The sequence below is a fragment of the Aliivibrio sifiae genome (genome assembly GCF_002954715.1).
GTDB lineage: Bacteria > Pseudomonadota > Gammaproteobacteria > Enterobacterales > Vibrionaceae > Aliivibrio > Aliivibrio sifiae.
Window position 1 is genome coordinate 310,957 of the sequence record NZ_MSCP01000002.1, and the last position, 17,255, is coordinate 328,211.

17 protein-coding genes are annotated in these 17,255 nt (G+C 39.4%); 7 read left to right on the plus strand and 10 right to left on the minus strand.

The features are described 5' to 3' along the window. Nucleotides 1-193: 193 nt before the first annotated feature. Nucleotides 194-1,171, minus strand: coding sequence for a catabolite repressor/activator (gene cra / locus BTO23_RS12730; RefSeq protein ID WP_105063707.1), 978 nt, complete (start codon nt 1,169-1,171; stop codon nt 194-196). Nucleotides 1,172-1,463: 292 nt separating this feature from the next. Here cra and fruB point away from each other — a divergent pair, with 292 nt between their 5' ends. The 3 genes from fruB to fruA are packed head-to-tail and all read left to right on the plus strand — an operon-like array spanning nt 1,464 to nt 5,359. Next, nucleotides 1,464-2,600 carry a fused PTS fructose transporter subunit IIA/HPr protein gene (gene fruB, locus BTO23_RS12740; RefSeq protein WP_105063708.1) on the plus strand — a complete coding sequence of 379 codons (1,137 nt, stop codon included), beginning with the start codon at nt 1,464-1,466 and terminating at the stop codon, nt 2,598-2,600. Between the two features lie 3 nt (nt 2,601-2,603). Further along, complete coding sequence (pfkB, locus tag BTO23_RS12745) at nt 2,604-3,587, plus strand: 1-phosphofructokinase (RefSeq protein WP_105063709.1); 984 nt, start codon at nt 2,604-2,606, stop codon at nt 3,585-3,587. Nucleotides 3,588-3,616: 29 nt separating this feature from the next. After that, a complete protein-coding gene (gene fruA / locus BTO23_RS12750) occupies nt 3,617-5,359 on the plus strand; it encodes a PTS fructose transporter subunit IIBC (RefSeq protein ID WP_105063710.1) in 1,743 nt (580 codons plus the stop codon). Between the two features lie 74 nt (nt 5,360-5,433). On the opposite strand, the gene BTO23_RS12755 is transcribed toward fruA, so the two are convergent. Further along, nucleotides 5,434-5,958 carry an outer membrane beta-barrel protein gene (locus BTO23_RS12755; RefSeq protein WP_061003578.1) on the minus strand — a complete coding sequence of 175 codons (525 nt, stop codon included), beginning with the start codon at nt 5,956-5,958 and terminating at the stop codon, nt 5,434-5,436. A 76-nt stretch (nt 5,959-6,034) separates the two neighbouring features. Between BTO23_RS12755 and BTO23_RS12760 the strand changes: the two genes are divergently transcribed. Beyond that, entirely contained in the window at nt 6,035-6,649 is a 615-nt protein-coding gene (locus BTO23_RS12760; RefSeq protein WP_105063711.1) for a LysE family translocator, read from the plus strand. A 162-nt stretch (nt 6,650-6,811) separates the two neighbouring features. Next, a complete protein-coding gene (locus BTO23_RS12765) occupies nt 6,812-7,471 on the plus strand; it encodes an HAD family hydrolase (protein ID WP_060992111.1) in 660 nt (219 codons plus the stop codon). Between the two features lie 85 nt (nt 7,472-7,556). On the opposite strand, the gene BTO23_RS12770 is transcribed toward BTO23_RS12765, so the two are convergent. From BTO23_RS12770 to BTO23_RS12785, 4 genes are all read right to left on the minus strand, one after another. Continuing rightward, nucleotides 7,557-8,399, minus strand: a complete 843-nt coding sequence (locus tag BTO23_RS12770) for an SGNH/GDSL hydrolase family protein (protein ID WP_060992112.1) — start codon at nt 8,397-8,399, stop codon at nt 7,557-7,559. Between the two features lie 12 nt (nt 8,400-8,411). Further along, nucleotides 8,412-9,293 (minus strand): LysR family transcriptional regulator, encoded by an 882-nt coding sequence (locus BTO23_RS12775; RefSeq protein ID WP_060992113.1) that lies wholly within the window; start codon nt 9,291-9,293, stop codon nt 8,412-8,414. Then, a complete protein-coding gene (locus BTO23_RS12780; protein ID WP_060992114.1) occupies nt 9,293-9,679 on the minus strand; it encodes a nitrous oxide-stimulated promoter family protein in 387 nt (128 codons plus the stop codon). The genes BTO23_RS12775 and BTO23_RS12780 overlap by 1 nt, the downstream gene beginning before the upstream one ends. A gap of 185 nt (nt 9,680-9,864) precedes the next feature. After that, a complete protein-coding gene (locus BTO23_RS12785) occupies nt 9,865-10,080 on the minus strand; it encodes a hypothetical protein (RefSeq protein WP_060992115.1) in 216 nt (71 codons plus the stop codon). Nucleotides 10,081-10,484: 404 nt separating this feature from the next. Here BTO23_RS12785 and BTO23_RS12790 point away from each other — a divergent pair, with 404 nt between their 5' ends. Both BTO23_RS12790 and BTO23_RS12795 read left to right on the plus strand, forming a co-directional pair. Then, nucleotides 10,485-11,003 (plus strand): YbhB/YbcL family Raf kinase inhibitor-like protein, encoded by a 519-nt coding sequence (locus tag BTO23_RS12790; RefSeq protein ID WP_060992116.1) that lies wholly within the window; start codon nt 10,485-10,487, stop codon nt 11,001-11,003. Nucleotides 11,004-11,050: 47 nt separating this feature from the next. After that, nucleotides 11,051-11,836 carry a helix-turn-helix transcriptional regulator gene (locus tag BTO23_RS12795; protein ID WP_061012052.1) on the plus strand — a complete coding sequence of 262 codons (786 nt, stop codon included), beginning with the start codon at nt 11,051-11,053 and terminating at the stop codon, nt 11,834-11,836. An 81-nt stretch (nt 11,837-11,917) separates the two neighbouring features. On the opposite strand, the gene BTO23_RS12800 is transcribed toward BTO23_RS12795, so the two are convergent. The 4 genes from BTO23_RS12800 to BTO23_RS21245 form a co-directional block, all read right to left on the minus strand. After that, nucleotides 11,918-13,042 (minus strand): M20 family metallopeptidase, encoded by a 1,125-nt coding sequence (locus BTO23_RS12800; RefSeq protein WP_060992118.1) that lies wholly within the window; start codon nt 13,040-13,042, stop codon nt 11,918-11,920. Nucleotides 13,043-13,051: 9 nt separating this feature from the next. Continuing rightward, on the minus strand, nt 13,052-13,519 hold the full coding sequence (locus BTO23_RS12805) for a YjiG family protein (RefSeq protein WP_060992119.1): 468 nt from the start codon (nt 13,517-13,519) through the stop codon (nt 13,052-13,054). Further along, nucleotides 13,519-14,256 (minus strand): nucleoside recognition domain-containing protein, encoded by a 738-nt coding sequence (locus BTO23_RS12810; RefSeq protein WP_060992120.1) that lies wholly within the window; start codon nt 14,254-14,256, stop codon nt 13,519-13,521. Before BTO23_RS12810 ends, BTO23_RS12805 begins: the two co-directional genes overlap by 1 nt. A gap of 406 nt (nt 14,257-14,662) precedes the next feature. Then, nucleotides 14,663-17,215, minus strand: coding sequence for a dermonecrotic toxin domain-containing protein (locus BTO23_RS21245; protein WP_081092014.1), 2,553 nt, complete (start codon nt 17,213-17,215; stop codon nt 14,663-14,665). Nucleotides 17,216-17,255 lie beyond the last annotated feature (40 nt).

Genomic DNA, 17,255 nt, shown 5'->3' on the forward strand with positions numbered 1-17,255 from the left:
CCGTATTTTTGAATGGGACATGTTTTGATAACGAACTTCAATTTAAAGTACAAGCCGTAGAAGATAAAGTAGCTGATGATTTTGTGTTCCCTAAGTTAAAAAAAGAATCTCAAGCTTATGTCGATGAGTATGGTGTTCCCGTTGGTATTTGGTAAGTGAGAAAAACTGGCTGCCGCAACAGCCAATCTAATGATCAACGAATAACAATCTTTCTAGGAATTAATTCAATCCCTGCTTGATAACGCTTTGCTGATGCATTCAACCCCAATGCTAATGCGCTATCTGCAATTAATTCAAACTGTTGTGGTAGAGAGTTAATCTTAATAGGTAAAAAGTCTAACAAGCGGTTATCACCAAAGGTGCCAAATTTAACGGTTTCCACTAATTCGGGCTTCTCAATCAGTACATCCAGAATACCTTCAAGTAGGATATAAGACGTCGTGATGATTGCATCTGGTACAGTGTCTTCTTTTATCCACTGTTCAAAAACCGCTTTTCCTGATTCGCTGTTAAAGTGCTCACCATGACCTGTAATACTTACTAACCCTTTTTCTTTGGCTTTAGCTTCAAATCCCAGCAGACGCTGACGAGATATATTCAGTTCAGGTAAAGCACCAATTAAACCTATTGATTTTACGTTCTCATTAACTACCGACTTGGTTAACTCGTAAGCCGCATCAAAATCTTCGCTAATAACACAGCCAAAGTGCTCATCATCTAATGAACGGTCAATCGCGATAATTGGTGTGCCTTTTTCTTGAATCGTTAAATAGTAATCACTGCCATCAGGTAAGCAACTTGCAACGAACAGGGCATCAATACGACGACTAATTAATGCGTGTGCGACGTTTTTTTCTGTTTCAGGATCATCATCAGAGCAGCCAATTAAAATCTGATAACCTGCTTTACGAGAATTGTACTCTAAAAGTTTAGCCAGCTTGGCGTAACTGGTGTTTTCAAGATCAGGAATGATTAATCCAAACGAACGACTACTGCCAGCCCGCAATGCAGAAGCGGCATGATCTGGACGATAATTATGTTCATTAACCACAGCCATGACTTTTAATTGGGTCTTTTCGCTGATGCGATATTTCTGTGCCTTACCATTAATGACATAGCTTGCAGTGGTTTTAGAAACGCCAGCAAGTTTGGCTACTTCATCTAATGTCATGGTTAAGATCCTTAAATTCTGTGGGTCGGATCATAGAAATGTAGATCCAATCAGTTTATGAGTTGAATTATATGATGAATCGTTTCAGTATAAAAGCTGAAACGATTCAGCAAGTTTGAAAAACGTGATAACTGCGTTATTTTTACTTTTTATGACACGATTTTTGAGTAGAAAGCATTTGCTGAACTTTTTTTAACTGTTTTGCTGAATCGATTAAGCTTTATTTAAGCAAGCTTTAAATCGTGATTCAGCAGAGCATAAATTACAAATACAGAGCGAGAGGCTAAGACCCATGCTGACATTGACAAAAAATGACATTACGCTGCAACAAGCGGCAGTAGATAAAACAATTGCGATTAAAGCGATTGCAAAACAACTAACAGAGAAAGGCTTAGTTGCAGATAAGTACGTTGACGGCATGCTAAATCGTGAGCAACAAAACTCGACGTTTTTAGGCAATGGTATTGCGATTCCTCACGGTACAACCGATACCCGTGAATTAGTGAACAAAACAGGTGTTGCTGTTCATCACTTCCCTCAAGGCGTTAACTGGGGTGATGGTAATGTGGCTTATGTTGCTATTGGTATTGCAGCTAAATCAGATGAGCACTTAGGCATTCTAAAGCAACTAACTAAAGTACTTTCTGCCGATGGTGTAGAAGAGAAGCTAAAACAAGCAAAAACAGAAGCCGATATTATTGCATTACTTAATGGTGACGTGCAGTTTGAAGCAGATTTCGATGCATCATTGATTCAATTGCTATTCCCAGCAAGTGATATGATCCAAATGAGTGCGGTTGCTGGTGGCTTACTAAAAAACAGCGGTAATGCTGAAAACCAATTTGTTGCAGAGTTAGTGACTAAAGAGCCTACGCATTTAGGTAAAGGTTTATGGTTGGTAAGTACTGACAAAGGCGTTAAGCGCTCTGGTATGTCTATCGTAACAACAGCGAATGGCTGTGAGTTTAATGGCTTACCTGTAAAAGGTTTGATTGCAATCGCCTCTTGTAATGCCTCTCATAAATCGTTTTTAACGACGATTACAAAAGTGGTTTCAGAGCAGCAACAAGACTCTATTTTATCTGCAACTTCAGAGCAGTTACTAGCGATGTTCTCTACTTCTACTGAAGAAACAACAGTAAGTGTTGATGCAGATAATACAGCAACTTTTAAGATTAAAAATGCACATGGTTTACACGCTCGTCCAGGAGCGATGTTAGTAGCAGAAGCGAAGAAATACGAATCAAAAATCACTGTGCTAAATGTAAATGGTGATGGCAAATCAGTGAATGCGAAGAGCTTGATGAAAGTGATTGCATTGGGCGTTAAACACGGTCATGAACTGCAATTTACAGCAGACGGTTCAGATGCAAAAGAAGCACTAGCCGGTATTGGTGCTGCGATCGCTTCTGGTTTAGGTGAGGGTTGATTTATGAGCATTAATCCAAAAAGCAAAGTGGTTACTATCACGTTGAATCCTGCTTTAGATTTAACTGGCAGCTTAGATGCGTTATCGGTTGGCTCTGTAAGTTTAGTAAGTAAAGGCTCACTTCATGCAGCAGGTAAAGGCGTTAATGTTGCAAAAGTACTGTCTGATTTAGGTGCTAAAGTTACGGTTACTGGCTTTTTAGGCCGTGATAATGAAGAGCTATTTTGCCAATTGTTTGAAGAAATGAATGCCAACGATGAGTTTATTCGTGTTGATGGTGCAACTCGTATTAATGTGAAGTTGGTCGAAACTGACGGTCGAGTGAGTGATATCAACTTCCCTGGAGTTGAAGTATCACAACAAGCGATTGCTGAGTTTGAAGTTCGTTTATTTGAATTAGCTAAAACACATGAATTCTTCGTATTAGCAGGCAGTCTGCCAAAAGGTATCTCTCCTGAGCAGTGTGCTGAATGGATTGAAAAGCTGCATCAAATGGGTAAAAAAGTCTTATTTGATAGTAGTCGTGCCGCGTTAGCAGCAGGTTTAGATGCTCATCCATGGTTAATTAAACCAAACGATGAAGAGCTATCTGAATTTGTGGGTCGCGAGTTAGATACTCCAGAAGCGTGTCAACAAGCGGCTCAAGATCTTGCACAAAAAGGCATTGAAAATATCGTGGTGTCATTAGGCTCAAAAGGCGTAATGTGGCTAGGAAAGAAAGAACAAGCGCAACCAGAATGGATGTATTCGCAACCACCAAAAATGAATGTAGTAAGTACCGTTGGTGCGGGTGATACGTTAGTTGCTGGTCTTTGCTGGGGTCATATGCAGCAAGATTGGGATCGTTCACAAATCTTATCTTTTGCTACCGCTTTATCTGCTTTAGCTGTATCGCAGGTTGGCGTTGGTGTACCAAATGTCGAAGACGTAAAAGAATTACAAAAACAAGTAACCCTACATAACCCTATTTCTACAAACGTGCAGTAATGCGTTTAGACTTAGTTTAAGGACAGATTATGAAAAATATAGCTATCGTTACTGCATGCCCAAGTGGTGTAGCAAACAGCATTATCGCAGCAGGCTTATTAGAACAAGCTGCAGCAAAACTGAATTGGAAAGCATCGATTGAATGTCAATCAAGTGTGTTACCCGTTGAGGTTTTAACTCAAGAAGCAATTGATACGGCGGATGCAATTGTTATTGCTGCAAATTCGATTGTTGATACGTCTCGCTTTGTTGGCAAAAAAGTACATCAAGGTTCAATTTCTGAATGTGCAATTAACTCTGAAGTTTGGCTAGAAAATGCAGTAAACAATGCAAAAGAACTAACGGCATCTGAAGTCACTGTACCAGAAACAGCAATAGTGACTGATGCAACAGGGCCTAAGAAAATCGTAGCGATTACGGCATGTCCAACGGGGGTCGCGCATACTTTCATGGCAGCTGAAGCGCTAGAAGAAGAAGGTAAACGTCAAGGCCACATTATTAAAGTAGAAACTCGTGGCTCTGTTGGTGCTAAAAACCAATTAACAGACCAAGAAATTGCAGAAGCTGATTTAGTTATCATTGCTGCTGACATTGAAGTCGCACTTGATCGCTTTAATGGTAAGCGTCTGTATAAAACAAGCACAGGTTTAGCGCTGAAGAAAACAGAACAAGAGATGAATAAAGCCTTCTCTGATGCGACGGTTTTCCAATCATCAGGTAAAGCGCAATCTTCTCAAACCGAAGAGAAAAAAGGCATGTACAAACACCTTATGACAGGGGTATCACATATGCTTCCTGTTGTTATCGCTGGTGGTTTGCTAATTGCACTGTCATTTGTCTTTGGTATCGAAGCGTTTAAAGAGCCTGGTACGATCGCAGCAACATTAATGGACATTGGTGGTGGTGCAGCATTTGCGTTGATGATCCCTGTTCTTGCTGGTTTCATTGCGTTCTCGATTGCTGACCGTCCTGGTTTAGCGCCAGGTCTAATCGGTGGTATGTTGGCTAGTTCAACAGGTGCGGGTTTTCTTGGTGGTATCGCGGCGGGTTTCATTGCGGGTTATTCTGCAAAATTCATTGCTGATAAAGTGTCTCTTCCTCAGTCAATGGAAGCACTTAAACCAATTCTAATCATTCCGTTTGTGGCGAGTTTGTTCACCGGTCTTGTGATGATTTATGTTGTTGGTGGTCCAGTATCTGGCATCATGTCAGCACTAACTGAATTCTTAAACAACATGGGTTCAACTAATGCAGTACTACTGGGCGTTATTCTTGGTTGTATGATGTGTTTTGACTTAGGTGGTCCAGTAAACAAAGCGGCATACACATTTGGTGTTGGTCTTTTGGCTTCACAGACGTACGGTCCAATGGCGGCTATCATGGCGGCAGGTATGGTTCCTGCGTTAGGTATGGGTTTAGCGACATTCCTTGCTAAGAATAAATTTGAAGCCGGTGAGCGTGAAGCAGGTAAAGCGTCATTTGTTCTTGGTCTATGCTTTATCTCTGAAGGTGCGATACCATTTGCAGCGAAAGATCCAATGCGTGTAATTCCAAGCTGTATGGCGGGCGGTGCATTGACTGGTGGTTTATCTATGCTGTTTGGTGCTCAATTGCTAGCTCCACACGGTGGTCTGTTCGTACTTCTTATTCCAAACGCAATTACGCCAGTATTCATGTACTTGGTAGCGATTGCAGCGGGTACTGCGGTAACTGGTTTTACTTACGCTTTCTTGAAAAACAAAGCGGATGAGAAAGAAGTAGCAACAGCTTAACTTATTCATTATCTAAACAAAATGGGCGCTTCCAAGGTGATTGGAAGTGCCCATTTTTATATTCCTAGAGTGCTCTAGAACATGAAATTTACACCAGCACCAATAGATGAAATATAATCATCAGAAGCTAATGGCATATACTGATATTCAAGGTTGAAAGTAACGGAAGGAAATAACTTCATTACTGTTCCGACGGCAACATAAGGCTTAGTTGACACAGCATCTTGTTTTAATGTTTGGTTATTAACTTTATATTGATATTCAACATTGGTGCGATTTAAACCAAATTTTCCATAAAAAGAGCCGTAATAAGACATAGGGAAATACATTTTGGCTGCAATAGTGGCACCTGTAGCAGATGCTTTATCATTATTAGTTGCTATGTCATTCATTGATGCTGTCATGAAATAACTTAAATCCATCGCAATCATTGGTGCAAAATGATAGTTATAACCAACTTGGGTCATTAACCCACTGCCATGAGAACCATCAATTTTCAGGTTAGCAAAACTTGGCTGAATATAGATTTGGTGTAAAGTGTCTGTTGCTTGTGCAGATGCAGTAGCACCTAGCAACAAAAATGGGAGTAACCTTTTCATTATAAACTCGTTTTTTAACCTAATGCGCGATTTTATTGTGAATGAGACAATGTTGTAAAGAGGAATTCAAGAAGAAATGACATTAACTATTTGGTTTTCATTATTATTGGTATCAATGTTGGGAGCAATGTCTCCGGGACCAAGTTTAGCAACGGTTGCAAAACATACGTTATCTGGTTGTAGAATTAACGGAATTGCCGCTGCATGGGCTCACTCTATCGGTATTGGTATTTACGCGTTTGTCACTGTGATTGGTCTAGCAGTGGTATTACAACAATCTCCAATGTTGTTTAAAACGATCAGTTATTTGGGAGCGGCGTATCTGGCTTATTTAGGCTATGGCGCGTTACGTTCTACAGGTGGGATTGCTGCAAAGTTAGAATCAGGTAAACAAGTGAGTATTATTGAGTCGGCAAAAGAAGGCTTACTAATTTCTCTTTTGAATCCTAAAATTGCGTTATTTTTCTTAGCGCTGTTTAGTCAATTTGTGGCTGTCGGTAACGATCCATTAGATAAAGCAATCATAGTTATTACCCCTATTATTGTAGATGGGCTGTGGTATACCATTATTAGCTGTTTATTATCAACACCTAAGATTGTCGATAAGCTTAGAGCTCAAGCTAAATGGATTGATCGTCTCTCTGGTGTTGTACTTATTTTATTGGCATTACGAGTTATTTTTTATACTTAACTTACTTATTTGAAGTATTACCCGAAAGAGGAAATGAGATTAAGATAAGTGTTCACTTTTTTTGGTGGTTGTTTTCACTTAGTATTACAAATAAGTTTCAAGAGCATACTGTGTATGCGTAAAGCATTCTATTATTTTTGTTATTAATACATAAGGTTTCTCATGACATTTCAAGCTGCAATTTTCGATATGGATGGATTACTTCTAGACACAGAACGCGTGTGTATGGCTATTTTTAAGCAAGCGTGTGAAGCTCAGAATGTTCCATTTATTGAAGAGCTATACCTTTCTATCATTGGTTGTAATGCGAAACGTATTGAGCAACTTTTTCGTGAAGGCTACGGGCCAAGTGTTGATTACCCTGCATTAAATCAAGAGTGGCGAGTGCGTTACACAGCTGTCGTTAAGCACCAAGCAATCCCAGTTAAAGAAGGTGTGATTGAGTTGCTAGAGTGGCTAAAAGCAAATCAAATCCCAATGGCGGTAGCAACATCAACACAACATGATATCGCAATTAAGAAATTAGAATTAGCAGGTCTTGATGGTTATTTTGATGTGTTAGCAACAGGTTGTGAAGTTGAGCATGGTAAACCGCATCCTGAAATTTACTTCTTAGCAGCCGAACGTTTGGGAATTGCACCTGAAGTCTGTCTCGCGTTTGAAGACTCTAATAATGGTACTCGTGCGGCAGTGGCAGCAAACATGATTACATATCAGATTCCTGATCTTGTTGAACCGAGTGTTGAAGTTATTGCCCTTGGTCATCATATTAAACCATCAATGATTAACGTGCTTGAACATTTAAAAGCCCAACGATCTTAAATTTACCCTCGTTGGTGTTAAAAATAGATAAGGCGGAGATGACTATTAGTGTTATCTCCGCTTTTTTGATTGTGTCAGTTATTCGTTATGAACGAGATAACGTTAGTAGTTTTTCAATTTGTGGTTTAAGTACGATTATCCATTTTGAATACGCGAGTGCATTAAGGTGTAGATCATCGCAAGTGTATTGATTTGATAACACCCCATTAGGGCTTAATATCGCATTTACGTCTAAATAAGTCAGTTGATGTTGCTGACAGTAGACTTCTAATCGCTGATTTAATTCCGTTACTTTAGGGTTTAAATGGACCAATTTATTGCCACAATACAAAGTGCTCTGAACCAATATAAAGCAGCGACTCTCTTGCCAGTAAGAGAGCATTTTTGTGTAGTTTTCAAATACCGAATCTACCGAGAACCCTTGAGCTAAATCGTTGACCCCCGCCATGATAGAAATCAGTTTTGGTTTAACTGCCATCGTTGTATCAATTCGACGTAACATGCCAAAAGTAGTATCACCAGCAATGCCTCGATTTACGTGAAGGATATCGGTAAACACATCTTGCCATGGGCCCCACTCGGTGATGGAATCTCCAAATAAAACCACATCTACTTCTGGTACAAAGGTTTGATGGGAGTCAACCAAATGAATATAGCGGCTCATACTGTGTCCTCGTTGAGCAATGTCAATTTCTTTACACAGGAATGCAACTTGTTGTGTGGGATCTGAAATTTCATTTAGTTTTGGCAATAAACCATCAATCTGAGAAGTAAGAGAGCTCAGTTTGGTAGTGAGTTGTAATTCTTCTTTTAAAGAATGTAATTCATTGATCAGGTCATAAATAGAAATAGATTGAAATCGGTGAAAAAGACCATATAAATCAATACTATCATTCTTGAGTAAATAATCGGTTAGTTTTGTTTTCATTGGTAACTGTCTCTATAGCTTTTCAAAAGTATGTTCAATTTCGTCTAACATCCATTCCATGGCATTACCCATACCACTATCACGACGTTTTACCACTCCAATTTCAATCTGCAAGGCATCTGGAATATGGTGAGTCGACAATCGAATGGTTTTGTTTTGATACCATTCCGATTCTAGTACGTGCTCAGGAACGAGAGCCCAACCCACATTACGGATCACTAATGCGGTGATGTAATAATAACTGTCGATGTACCAATGATTGGCTGAAATGGCTTTCTCATGTGAGTGACCAACTCTATCTCGAATAACTAATTGGCGGTGTTGGTTTAACTGTATGAGTGTAGGTGTTTTATGTTCAGCAAGGGGATGTTCTGGTGAGACAACCAATGCCTGATTGAAAAAGCCAAGGGCGCGGTACTCTAACGAATCTGATAAGGTATTCACGCAAAATAAGAAGCCAAGATCCGCTTTTTTTTCTTCTACCCACTTTGCAATATCTGCTTGAGACCCATTAATAATCGTCAACTTTAATAAAGGAAAAGTAATCGATATTTTTTGGAAGAAATCTTCAAATACATCAATAGGAACTGCTTCATCCAAAGCGACGGTTAACGCTATCTCGTTACCTGTCGCAGCTGTATCTGCACGAGCTTGTAGGCGTTCACATTGTTCTAAGATTGCTTGAGCTTCAATAAACATGTCTTCACCGTCTTGAGTTAATACAGGTAGACGTGCGCTTCGATCAAATAAATCAAAGCCAAGGTCGGCTTCTAAATTTGCAATTGCGGTACTAATTCGAGATTGTGCCTTCCCCATTTTACGCGCAGCGGCTGAGAATGACCCACACTTTACTGACGTAACAAAGGCGTTGAGTTGATCCAAAGTCCAATTCATTATTTTTCTCTTTTTTGCAGACGGATATGACGGTTAGAACAATGAGGAGATGGCTTAGGGTTAACTGTTCGTTTTTCAGAGAGCAAATGGCGAATGGCTAAAATAGGATGCTTTAATAGCATTCTAGGGCCAGAAAAACGCATCACAAGACGCATCTGCTCTTTTGGTTCAGGCTTATAGCAATGAATAGGGCAGGTGTTACAGGTTGGCTTGTTTTCACCGTATGGGCAGCGATCTAAACGAATTTCAGCATAATCCATCAAGGTTTGGCATTCTGGACACAAGGAGTGGGTGTGGTGGTTTTTCTTACAATAGATCTCAATCATTGCTGATACAGTTTTAAATTCAGTATTGAGTTTTCCAAGCAGAATATCGCTGGTTTTCATACATCACTCGTTCTTAATCAATCATTATTGAACCAGTATAAAGGGGAAATGATATTGGGTGAAGTGTTCACTTTTTTAGGGGGGAATTGTGGCTTAATATATGTTTATCCCCTAAAGCATATTGCTCCTAAGTATATGCGCTCAAAAGCCATTTAGTTTATCGCTAAATGGCTTTTTTATTTGAATTATTTATCTTCAGAAGTGTAACTTGAATACGAACAGTAATAGCAGCCATTTGATTGTGGGTATATTTCTTTAGCTGCATTTAACGCCGTGCTACATGCTGTGTGGTAGCCAAGAGGTTCACATTTTGTAATGCCAGGACTGTGAGTGCATGTTGCGGTGTGGATTTCATGATCGCCATTATCTTGTTCGTTTTTATCAACATAAAATAAACTCATAATTACCTCTAGAAAATAATATATAAACGGATATCTGAATAATCACAATACGCCTATTCGATGTTGTTGATAGTTAAAAAAATGAATAGTTAGATGTACATCACTTGTAATAATTAAACTTGTGAGGCGTCTTTAATACAGTAATTTTAAAGTTATCTATTGAGCATCTGTAATACTTGTTAGCTCATTAGCTAATGAGACGCATGATTAGAACTTACTTTTGTTTTAATTATGCTAATTCAAATGACTTATCAATTGTATTTATCTTTTAATTTCGCCAAAAGTATCACTAATTACTTTTTATTGTCTTATAATGATACTTATTGGTAATTTTTTCATTGAGTGATCTTTAATAATGTTCCTTAACTTACTTAACCACCTTATTTAAAGTAAAGGAAATTATTATGAAAAAGACAGTGTTAGCGTTACTTACTTTAGCCTCTTTCTCTAGCCAAGCTTTTGAAGTCTCAAGTAATGATATTCACGAAGGTCAATTGATGAAAAGTGAATTTACCTTCTCTGGCATGGGCTGCACAGGTGACAACATCTCTCCACAACTAAGCTGGAAAGATGCGCCAGAAGGAACAAAAAGTTTTGCAATTACTGTATTTGATCCAGATGCACCAACAGGCAGTGGTTGGTGGCATTGGTTAGCGCTTAATATTCCAGCGAATGTAAGCAGTGTTGTTCAAGGCTCACCAATGAAAGATGTGCTACAAACTAAGAATGACTTTGGCACAATGAGCTACGGCGGTGCGTGTCCTCCTGCTGGCGATGGGATGCACAGATACCAATATACAGTGTGGGCGTTACCACAAGAGAAAATTGATTTACCGGCAGATATCTCACCTGCGGTAGTCGGCTATACATTAAATAGTATGGCACTAGATAAAGCGGTGTTAACTGCCACTTATGTTCGTTAGTCGGGTTTATAAAAGGCTAAGAATGATAAATAAACGAGGAGCATGATATGAGTAATACGTTATTTAAAGTACAAACCTATTCAGGGTTGAATGATCAGCATTTACGTAACGTTCATATTTATGCTCCGAGTATTATTTGGGTTAAATCGGGCTGTAAAACCGTATTTCAAGGAACAGATTCATTTGATATTGATGCACGATCGTGGCTATTAACCTCTGCTAATCAAGAATTGAATTTCGTCAATAAAGTCTCTTATGAACACTTTTATTCTGTGCAGCTTTCTTTTTTATCAGCACCACCAAAAGAAATGCTAGAAGAGAGTATGCATCGAGAGGTTAATCGTGAGCATGTTCATGCATTAAAAATCTCGTCGGCGTTAGCTTATGGTTTTTCTATGCTACTTGAAATGAGTACGCACTCGCTGAGTGAAGAGGTACAAAAACTGCATTTAATGGCTTTCTACCAACAATTAGTAGAGTTAGGTGTATTACATGTCCTATTTTCTGGATCTCATGCCTCTTTCCAAAATCAATTAAGTGCTTATTTCTCAAGAGATCCTGCTGAACCTTATCAACTTGAAGAAGTATGCCATGATTTTTCAATGAGCAGAGCGACACTTATACGTCGCTTGCAGCGTGATGGAACCAATTTTAGAACGGTATTATCAAACGTTAGAATGGGTCATGCACTTTCGTTAATGCAAGAGAAGCGCCAAACCCAATTAGAGTTGGCACTACAGTGTGGCTATCAATCTGAAAGTCGTTTTAGTCAGCGCTTTCATCAGCAATTTGGCATGACGCCAAAGCAGTATATGAAGACGGTGGCGTATTAATATTATTAAATAATCCATATAAAAAAAACAGCGAGCACTTAGGCTCGCTGTTTTATTTTTAATCATGAATAAGTAAAGGGTTTACTTAGCTAATTTTGTCAGTACACGCATCAATAACTTAATACGTGGTTCGATTGACTCAAGCAATAAGTACTCATCTGCACTGTGGAAGCCAGCACCGATTGGACCTAAACCGTCAAGTGTTGGTACACCTAGAATTGCAGTATTGTTTGCATCAGAACCGCCACCCACTTCTTGCCAGTTAATACTGATTTCAAGTTCTTGTGCTGATTCCTCTACCATCGCCATTAGTGCTTCAGTTTGTACTGATGGAACCATTGATGGTTTGTATGCTTCACGTTCCACCTTGATAGAGACGCCATCAACAAACGGTGTGTGAGTCATACCATTTAATGCAGTATCAACTTGGTCGTATTCTGAGTTATCCCAGAAACGAACATCAATGATAGCGGTTGCTGAATCAGGAACGATGTTAGCGCCAGCACCACCAGAAACTACACCTACGTTTAGCGTAGTGCCTGATTCAAAGTTAGTCATCGCGTTAGCTGCTAAGATCCAGTTAGCCATTTCAGTAATTGCACTGCGGCCATTCTCTGGTTCATTACCGGCATGAGCCGCTTTGCCACTGAAGGTTACTTTGTAGTTAGCCATGCCTTTGCGTGCTTTAACTAAGCCACCATTTGCACGAGCCGCTTCTGCTACTAGTACGTTTTTCGCATTTTTTGCTGTCTCTTGGATCCAATCAACAGAATCTAATGATCCCGTTTCTTCATCTGGATTCATACACACGCAAATTGATAGCTTATCTAATACCGCTTGGTCTAAGTTACGCAGTGCATATACCACGTTTAATAGGCCAGATTTCATATCAGAAACACCTGGACCATACGCTTTTTCAGCATCCATAGACATTGGGCGTTCTGCCGCAGTGCCTACAGGGAAAACCGTGTCCATGTGACCAATCATCATTACATCAATGTGTTCAGCATCTGGCTTGTTACGAACTTCAAGGCCAACACCAGCTTTGCCACAATCAACGCGTTTTACTGACCAACCATTCATTGCTTCGTATTTTGCAGACATTTGGTTAGCAATAAATTCGATGCCATCAAGTGTGTATGTACCGCAATCTACATCGATAAGAGGGCGTAGTTCTTCTAAGTAATCATTTAAAGAAAAGTTCATCTTGAATCCTTATAGAATCATGTTCATAACAAACATAGCACCGAATGCATTCAGTACAGAAATTGCGATCATTACAGGGATGTAGCGGCCTTCAGTACCGATAGGGCCCATGATACGACCCATGTATTGAACTTGAGAGCCCATTAGGTAGATTGCAGGAGCTAGGATAGCAATGTGAGTACCGTTAAGAATACCTTGGTCAAACAGAGTAATAACAACACCCACTGCGCCGCCCATAGACATCCATGCGCCAATTAGAACTGCAGCAGCTTCACCAGGAAGACCAAAAATAGCCATGATAGGAGAGAATAAGGTTCCCATTAACTCAAGAGCACCCGTAATTTGAAGTGCTTTGATAATAACGAATGCCATTAATACGTTAGGAACAGTAGAAGTCGTTGCAATAACCCAGCCTTTTTTAGCGCCTTCAACGAAGATGTCTGTCACCATTGGTTTTTTTGCTTTAACGTCGCTCATTATGCAGTCTCCTCAGTCATTTTTTTGTCTTGCTTATCGTTATCTTGTCCTTCTTTACCTTCAGTGATATTTAGGTAGATACGGAATAAGTTTGCACCTACAAACTTGAAGGCAAACATAACAACAACAGCAAGACCAATAGAAGAAGGTACCGCTAAAGAACCGTCAGGGTTTGTTAATGTAAATAGCACCGCGCCTGATGAAAAGAAGTTTACAATTGCTGCACCTGCAGTGAATTGGAACATAGTGAAGATATCAGTTTCGCGCTTAGTTAAATGCTTCTCATCCTTTAATTGACGAGTCATTGCTGCACCCGCATCGGTACTTTGTAATGACGCAATTAAGGCTAGGCCAGAGTTACCAGGAATCCCCATTAGAGGACGAAGAAGAGGAGTAAGCAATTTACGAGCAGCATCAAGGGCACCGTAATGCTCAAGAACGTTGATCATACCTAATGCAAACATAACGGTAGGAATAAGTGTTAATGCAAAGATGAAACCGTCACGTGCACCGCTACCGCCTTTACCGCGTAGAGAGGTTGTTGCTGCTTGAACGCCATCTGCTGTTTCAGAAACAGAATAAGCAACTTTACCAAAAGAACCGTTCAGAGTTGTAAAGTCAAGAACACCATACCATTCATTGGATTGCATTAAGCCAGAAAAGAACACAACAGCGAAGGCCAAAGCCACATAGCTGCCAATACCGACTTTACGAGCTTTATCAGCCGATTGAGTCATAATTACCTCGTTTAATTTAAGATTAGAAATTGTGATGGATTAACCATTTGGAGGTATTTTGCGTGAATAGCTTTTAAAAGGGTTTGATTCTTATCAAGAAGTATTTCTAAAAGTAAAAGATTATATAAATAGTTTTTTATTTTGTGATCTATCTGAAATTGTAGATTTTTATGTTGATTTGTTGCGTTATTATGTATTTGGTTATTAAATGTAGAGGCTGGTTAATGTTGAACATGAGGACTGTCGTTTGAAATGTTGTCGATGTATATAAAAGCAGAGAAAATAAGAGATAAAATAAAAAACACCCTTGAGTTATTCAAGAGTGTTTTCTGTTTATTATTGTGGATACTTATTTATTTTATTGCTTATACTGCATAGACGTACAATATAATGTCATGGTTTTTGGTTATTCATTATCGACTGTATTTTCGAGAGCTTCCTCTTCATACCAGAATAAATCTTTACGGCTAGCATAACGATCAGTAAATGACATGTTAGGACTTAACTCATATTTCATTGTGTTTTTGATACGTTCAAATGCGCGCTCTGCAACTTCAGGAGATGCTGTTGAATGAGGATTAATTCTGAGTTCAGCGGTGCGATAAGCTGCATCTTCAACCACTTCTCTATAACTGGAGTTAACACTGTTAAATGGCCCAACGGCAAACATAATGTCTTCAGGTGGAATGTTTAATGTGGCAATTTCACTGAGTGATTCTTCTCGTAAAAGTGTATCGACAACTTGCCCACCGTGATTGAGTTCAATGGCATAGACGTATCCTCGTTGGTTGTCTAATGCATAATTTACGGCAACGGCTTCTTCAGTACTGGTAGAAATAACGCCGCGGATCCCTCGAGTATGATGCGCTAATTGCACATAAGAAACCGGTTCAATTTTACGATTGAATCCAGAATGGAATAATTCATCTGGTAGTCGAGCATCCCCTCTAAATACTAATGAACCTTTTACTTCAGGTTGGTAACGTTGAAGAAAGGGAACATCTAGGATCTCCCTTTGAGCTTGAACTCCTACATTATGCAGTTTTTTTGTATCAGTGAGATAAGCATAAGGATCGACTTGTTGTTCTAATTCATAGAAGTCCCTTAGTGCCTCTTGATCTCGGCCTCCAGTCATATCAGCATAGCCAGAACCGCCTAATCCAGGGTGTTCTGGAAGGTCTTCAGGTAATAAAATTTCAGAAACTTGACTGTGATTTGTTGAACCGTCTGAATTTATTTCAGTAGAAGAGACTCCATCACCACTGTTATTTCCTCCTCTAAGTCCGCCTCGTTCAAGCCATTGGGGTTCACTGGTTTCCATGTTGATAGTACGAACGACTCGGCTGTCTAAAATTAAGCGACCAGTGACAGGATCGACCTCTCGAAAATAACCAAAACCATCGGCTCTTAATAATGTATTTCGACCAGAATCAGTTAATCGAACACCTAATAGTTCCTCACCTGTTTGAGGGTGGTTAACGATTTTAGGCATTGATGTGAACTCGTTTAATGTTTGGGTTGGAACCCCTTCATTTAAGAGGATACGGTTGGGCAATAAATCAACCTCTCTTTCTACAGATAGAGCAAGAGATTGTCCGTATTTTACCATTACAGGTAATACAGTGGCGGTGCCTAAAATTGCAGCATTAACTGCACTCATACGAGTACCAGCTAATCGTTCAGATAATGAATCACCAGTAACGGCTTGATTAACGCTAAGGCCAAGTTGCGTACTACTAAGAGAAAGAGTTAGTGGGATCCCCAATTCAGGAACTAAGATGTCAACGACAGGAAAGAAGACGACCAAGCTATTAGCAATAGACAGTATGTAATCTCTTTGAGATTCGCTGTTTGACTTTATTGCGGTATCCCCATCACTTGCCATACGAGCTTTTCGTTGTTCGGTCATTCTTGCAAAAACATTGCCATGAACAGGGTGGTGTTTCATCATAAAGTAGCGCTTATCCCAATTACCATGAATAAGCTCAGTCAGCGCACTTTCTACACCTGAATATGTCACGCCATCTTGACGTAAATAAAGGCTAAAATGGCTTAGCAATGTATTTTTACTCGCAGGATCTTGTAATCGTTTATATAACGTTTTTCTTAATTGTCGCTCTGTTCTATAAGTAATGAAGGGTTGTTCATTACCAGGAATATATAACAGACCTCCTGAATTTCCTTTTTGTTCAATTACGAGAATATCCGTAGAGTCATACCCATAAATATCGAATCGATAAACATTGATATTATTAGGGCGAACGGGTTTAAGAAGAGAAATGGCGAGTTGATAGTCACCTTGCGTTAGCAAGCCTAATTGATATTGTTGGTGAGCTGAAAAAGCAAAGCTGTCACGCATTAGTTGAGTGTAACTTTCACTATTTTTATTCCAAAATTGGGTTAATTCTGCTGTGTAAGTGGTTTGAATATCCAGATCGTAATAAGCGATGTCCCATAAATCCGATGAGAGAAGACGAACTTCATTGCGCTCATCAAAAATCTCCCCATCGGATCCTTGAGTATAAATTCCAGTATCTAGGTTGATTGTCCCCGGAAAAGAATCTCTGAATTGATTAAAAGTATTGAGCATAACTGCTTGAGAGAGCGTGTAAGATTTATGAGGTGATTCATGGTGTGCCCAGCCATTATAGCTACGTGAACTACTCATTGCACTTTGGAATTCATTATAAAAAACGGCATCTGGATCGATGCCAGTATGACCATGTTTTATTAACGCTGCTTTAAGTTCTCGTGATGTTACCGCAAGAGGGTCAGGGAGTGTTTTCATTAACTTTGCATAGTCATGAACAAAGTGAAGTTTCCATGCTGCATCAAAACGGTGGGAAGGAATTTCGTTGTTATTACTTGTTGGTTTTACATTCGCACTAGCCTGAAAAGAAATATAAAAAAAGGCGAATATCAGGACTAAAACTAATGTTTTAATTATTTTTCTGTTCATAGATTAACCTTGTTATTTTTTGGTTATCTCGCCCTGAAAT

What these genes read in the sequence shown, in the direction of transcription:
- BTO23_RS12755 (WP_061003578.1), bottom strand. Translation starts at nt 5,958, where the DNA reads ATGAAAAGGTTACTCCCATTTTTGTTGCTAGGTGCTACTGCATCTGCA.
- BTO23_RS12785 (WP_060992115.1), bottom strand. Translation starts at nt 10,080, where the DNA reads ATGAGTTTATTTTATGTTGATAAAAACGAACAAGATAATGGCGATCAT.
- BTO23_RS12790 (WP_060992116.1), top strand. Translation starts at nt 10,485, where the DNA reads ATGAAAAAGACAGTGTTAGCGTTACTTACTTTAGCCTCTTTCTCTAGC.
- BTO23_RS12810 (WP_060992120.1), bottom strand. Translation starts at nt 14,256, where the DNA reads ATGACTCAATCGGCTGATAAAGCTCGTAAAGTCGGTATTGGCAGCTAT.
- BTO23_RS12770 (WP_060992112.1), bottom strand. Translation starts at nt 8,399, where the DNA reads ATGAAAACAAAACTAACCGATTATTTACTCAAGAATGATAGTATTGAT.
- BTO23_RS12795 (WP_061012052.1), top strand. Translation starts at nt 11,051, where the DNA reads ATGAGTAATACGTTATTTAAAGTACAAACCTATTCAGGGTTGAATGAT.
- fruB (WP_105063708.1), top strand. Translation starts at nt 1,464, where the DNA reads ATGCTGACATTGACAAAAAATGACATTACGCTGCAACAAGCGGCAGTA.
- BTO23_RS21245 (WP_081092014.1), bottom strand. Translation starts at nt 17,215, where the DNA reads ATGAACAGAAAAATAATTAAAACATTAGTTTTAGTCCTGATATTCGCC.
- BTO23_RS12780 (WP_060992114.1), bottom strand. Translation starts at nt 9,679, where the DNA reads ATGAAAACCAGCGATATTCTGCTTGGAAAACTCAATACTGAATTTAAA.
- pfkB (WP_105063709.1), top strand. Translation starts at nt 2,604, where the DNA reads ATGAGCATTAATCCAAAAAGCAAAGTGGTTACTATCACGTTGAATCCT.
- fruA (WP_105063710.1), top strand. Translation starts at nt 3,617, where the DNA reads ATGAAAAATATAGCTATCGTTACTGCATGCCCAAGTGGTGTAGCAAAC.
- cra (WP_105063707.1), bottom strand. Translation starts at nt 1,171, where the DNA reads ATGACATTAGATGAAGTAGCCAAACTTGCTGGCGTTTCTAAAACCACT.
- BTO23_RS12805 (WP_060992119.1), bottom strand. Translation starts at nt 13,519, where the DNA reads ATGAGCGACGTTAAAGCAAAAAAACCAATGGTGACAGACATCTTCGTT.
- BTO23_RS12765 (WP_060992111.1), top strand. Translation starts at nt 6,812, where the DNA reads ATGACATTTCAAGCTGCAATTTTCGATATGGATGGATTACTTCTAGAC.
- BTO23_RS12760 (WP_105063711.1), top strand. Translation starts at nt 6,035, where the DNA reads ATGACATTAACTATTTGGTTTTCATTATTATTGGTATCAATGTTGGGA.
- BTO23_RS12800 (WP_060992118.1), bottom strand. Translation starts at nt 13,042, where the DNA reads ATGAACTTTTCTTTAAATGATTACTTAGAAGAACTACGCCCTCTTATC.
- BTO23_RS12775 (WP_060992113.1), bottom strand. Translation starts at nt 9,293, where the DNA reads ATGAATTGGACTTTGGATCAACTCAACGCCTTTGTTACGTCAGTAAAG.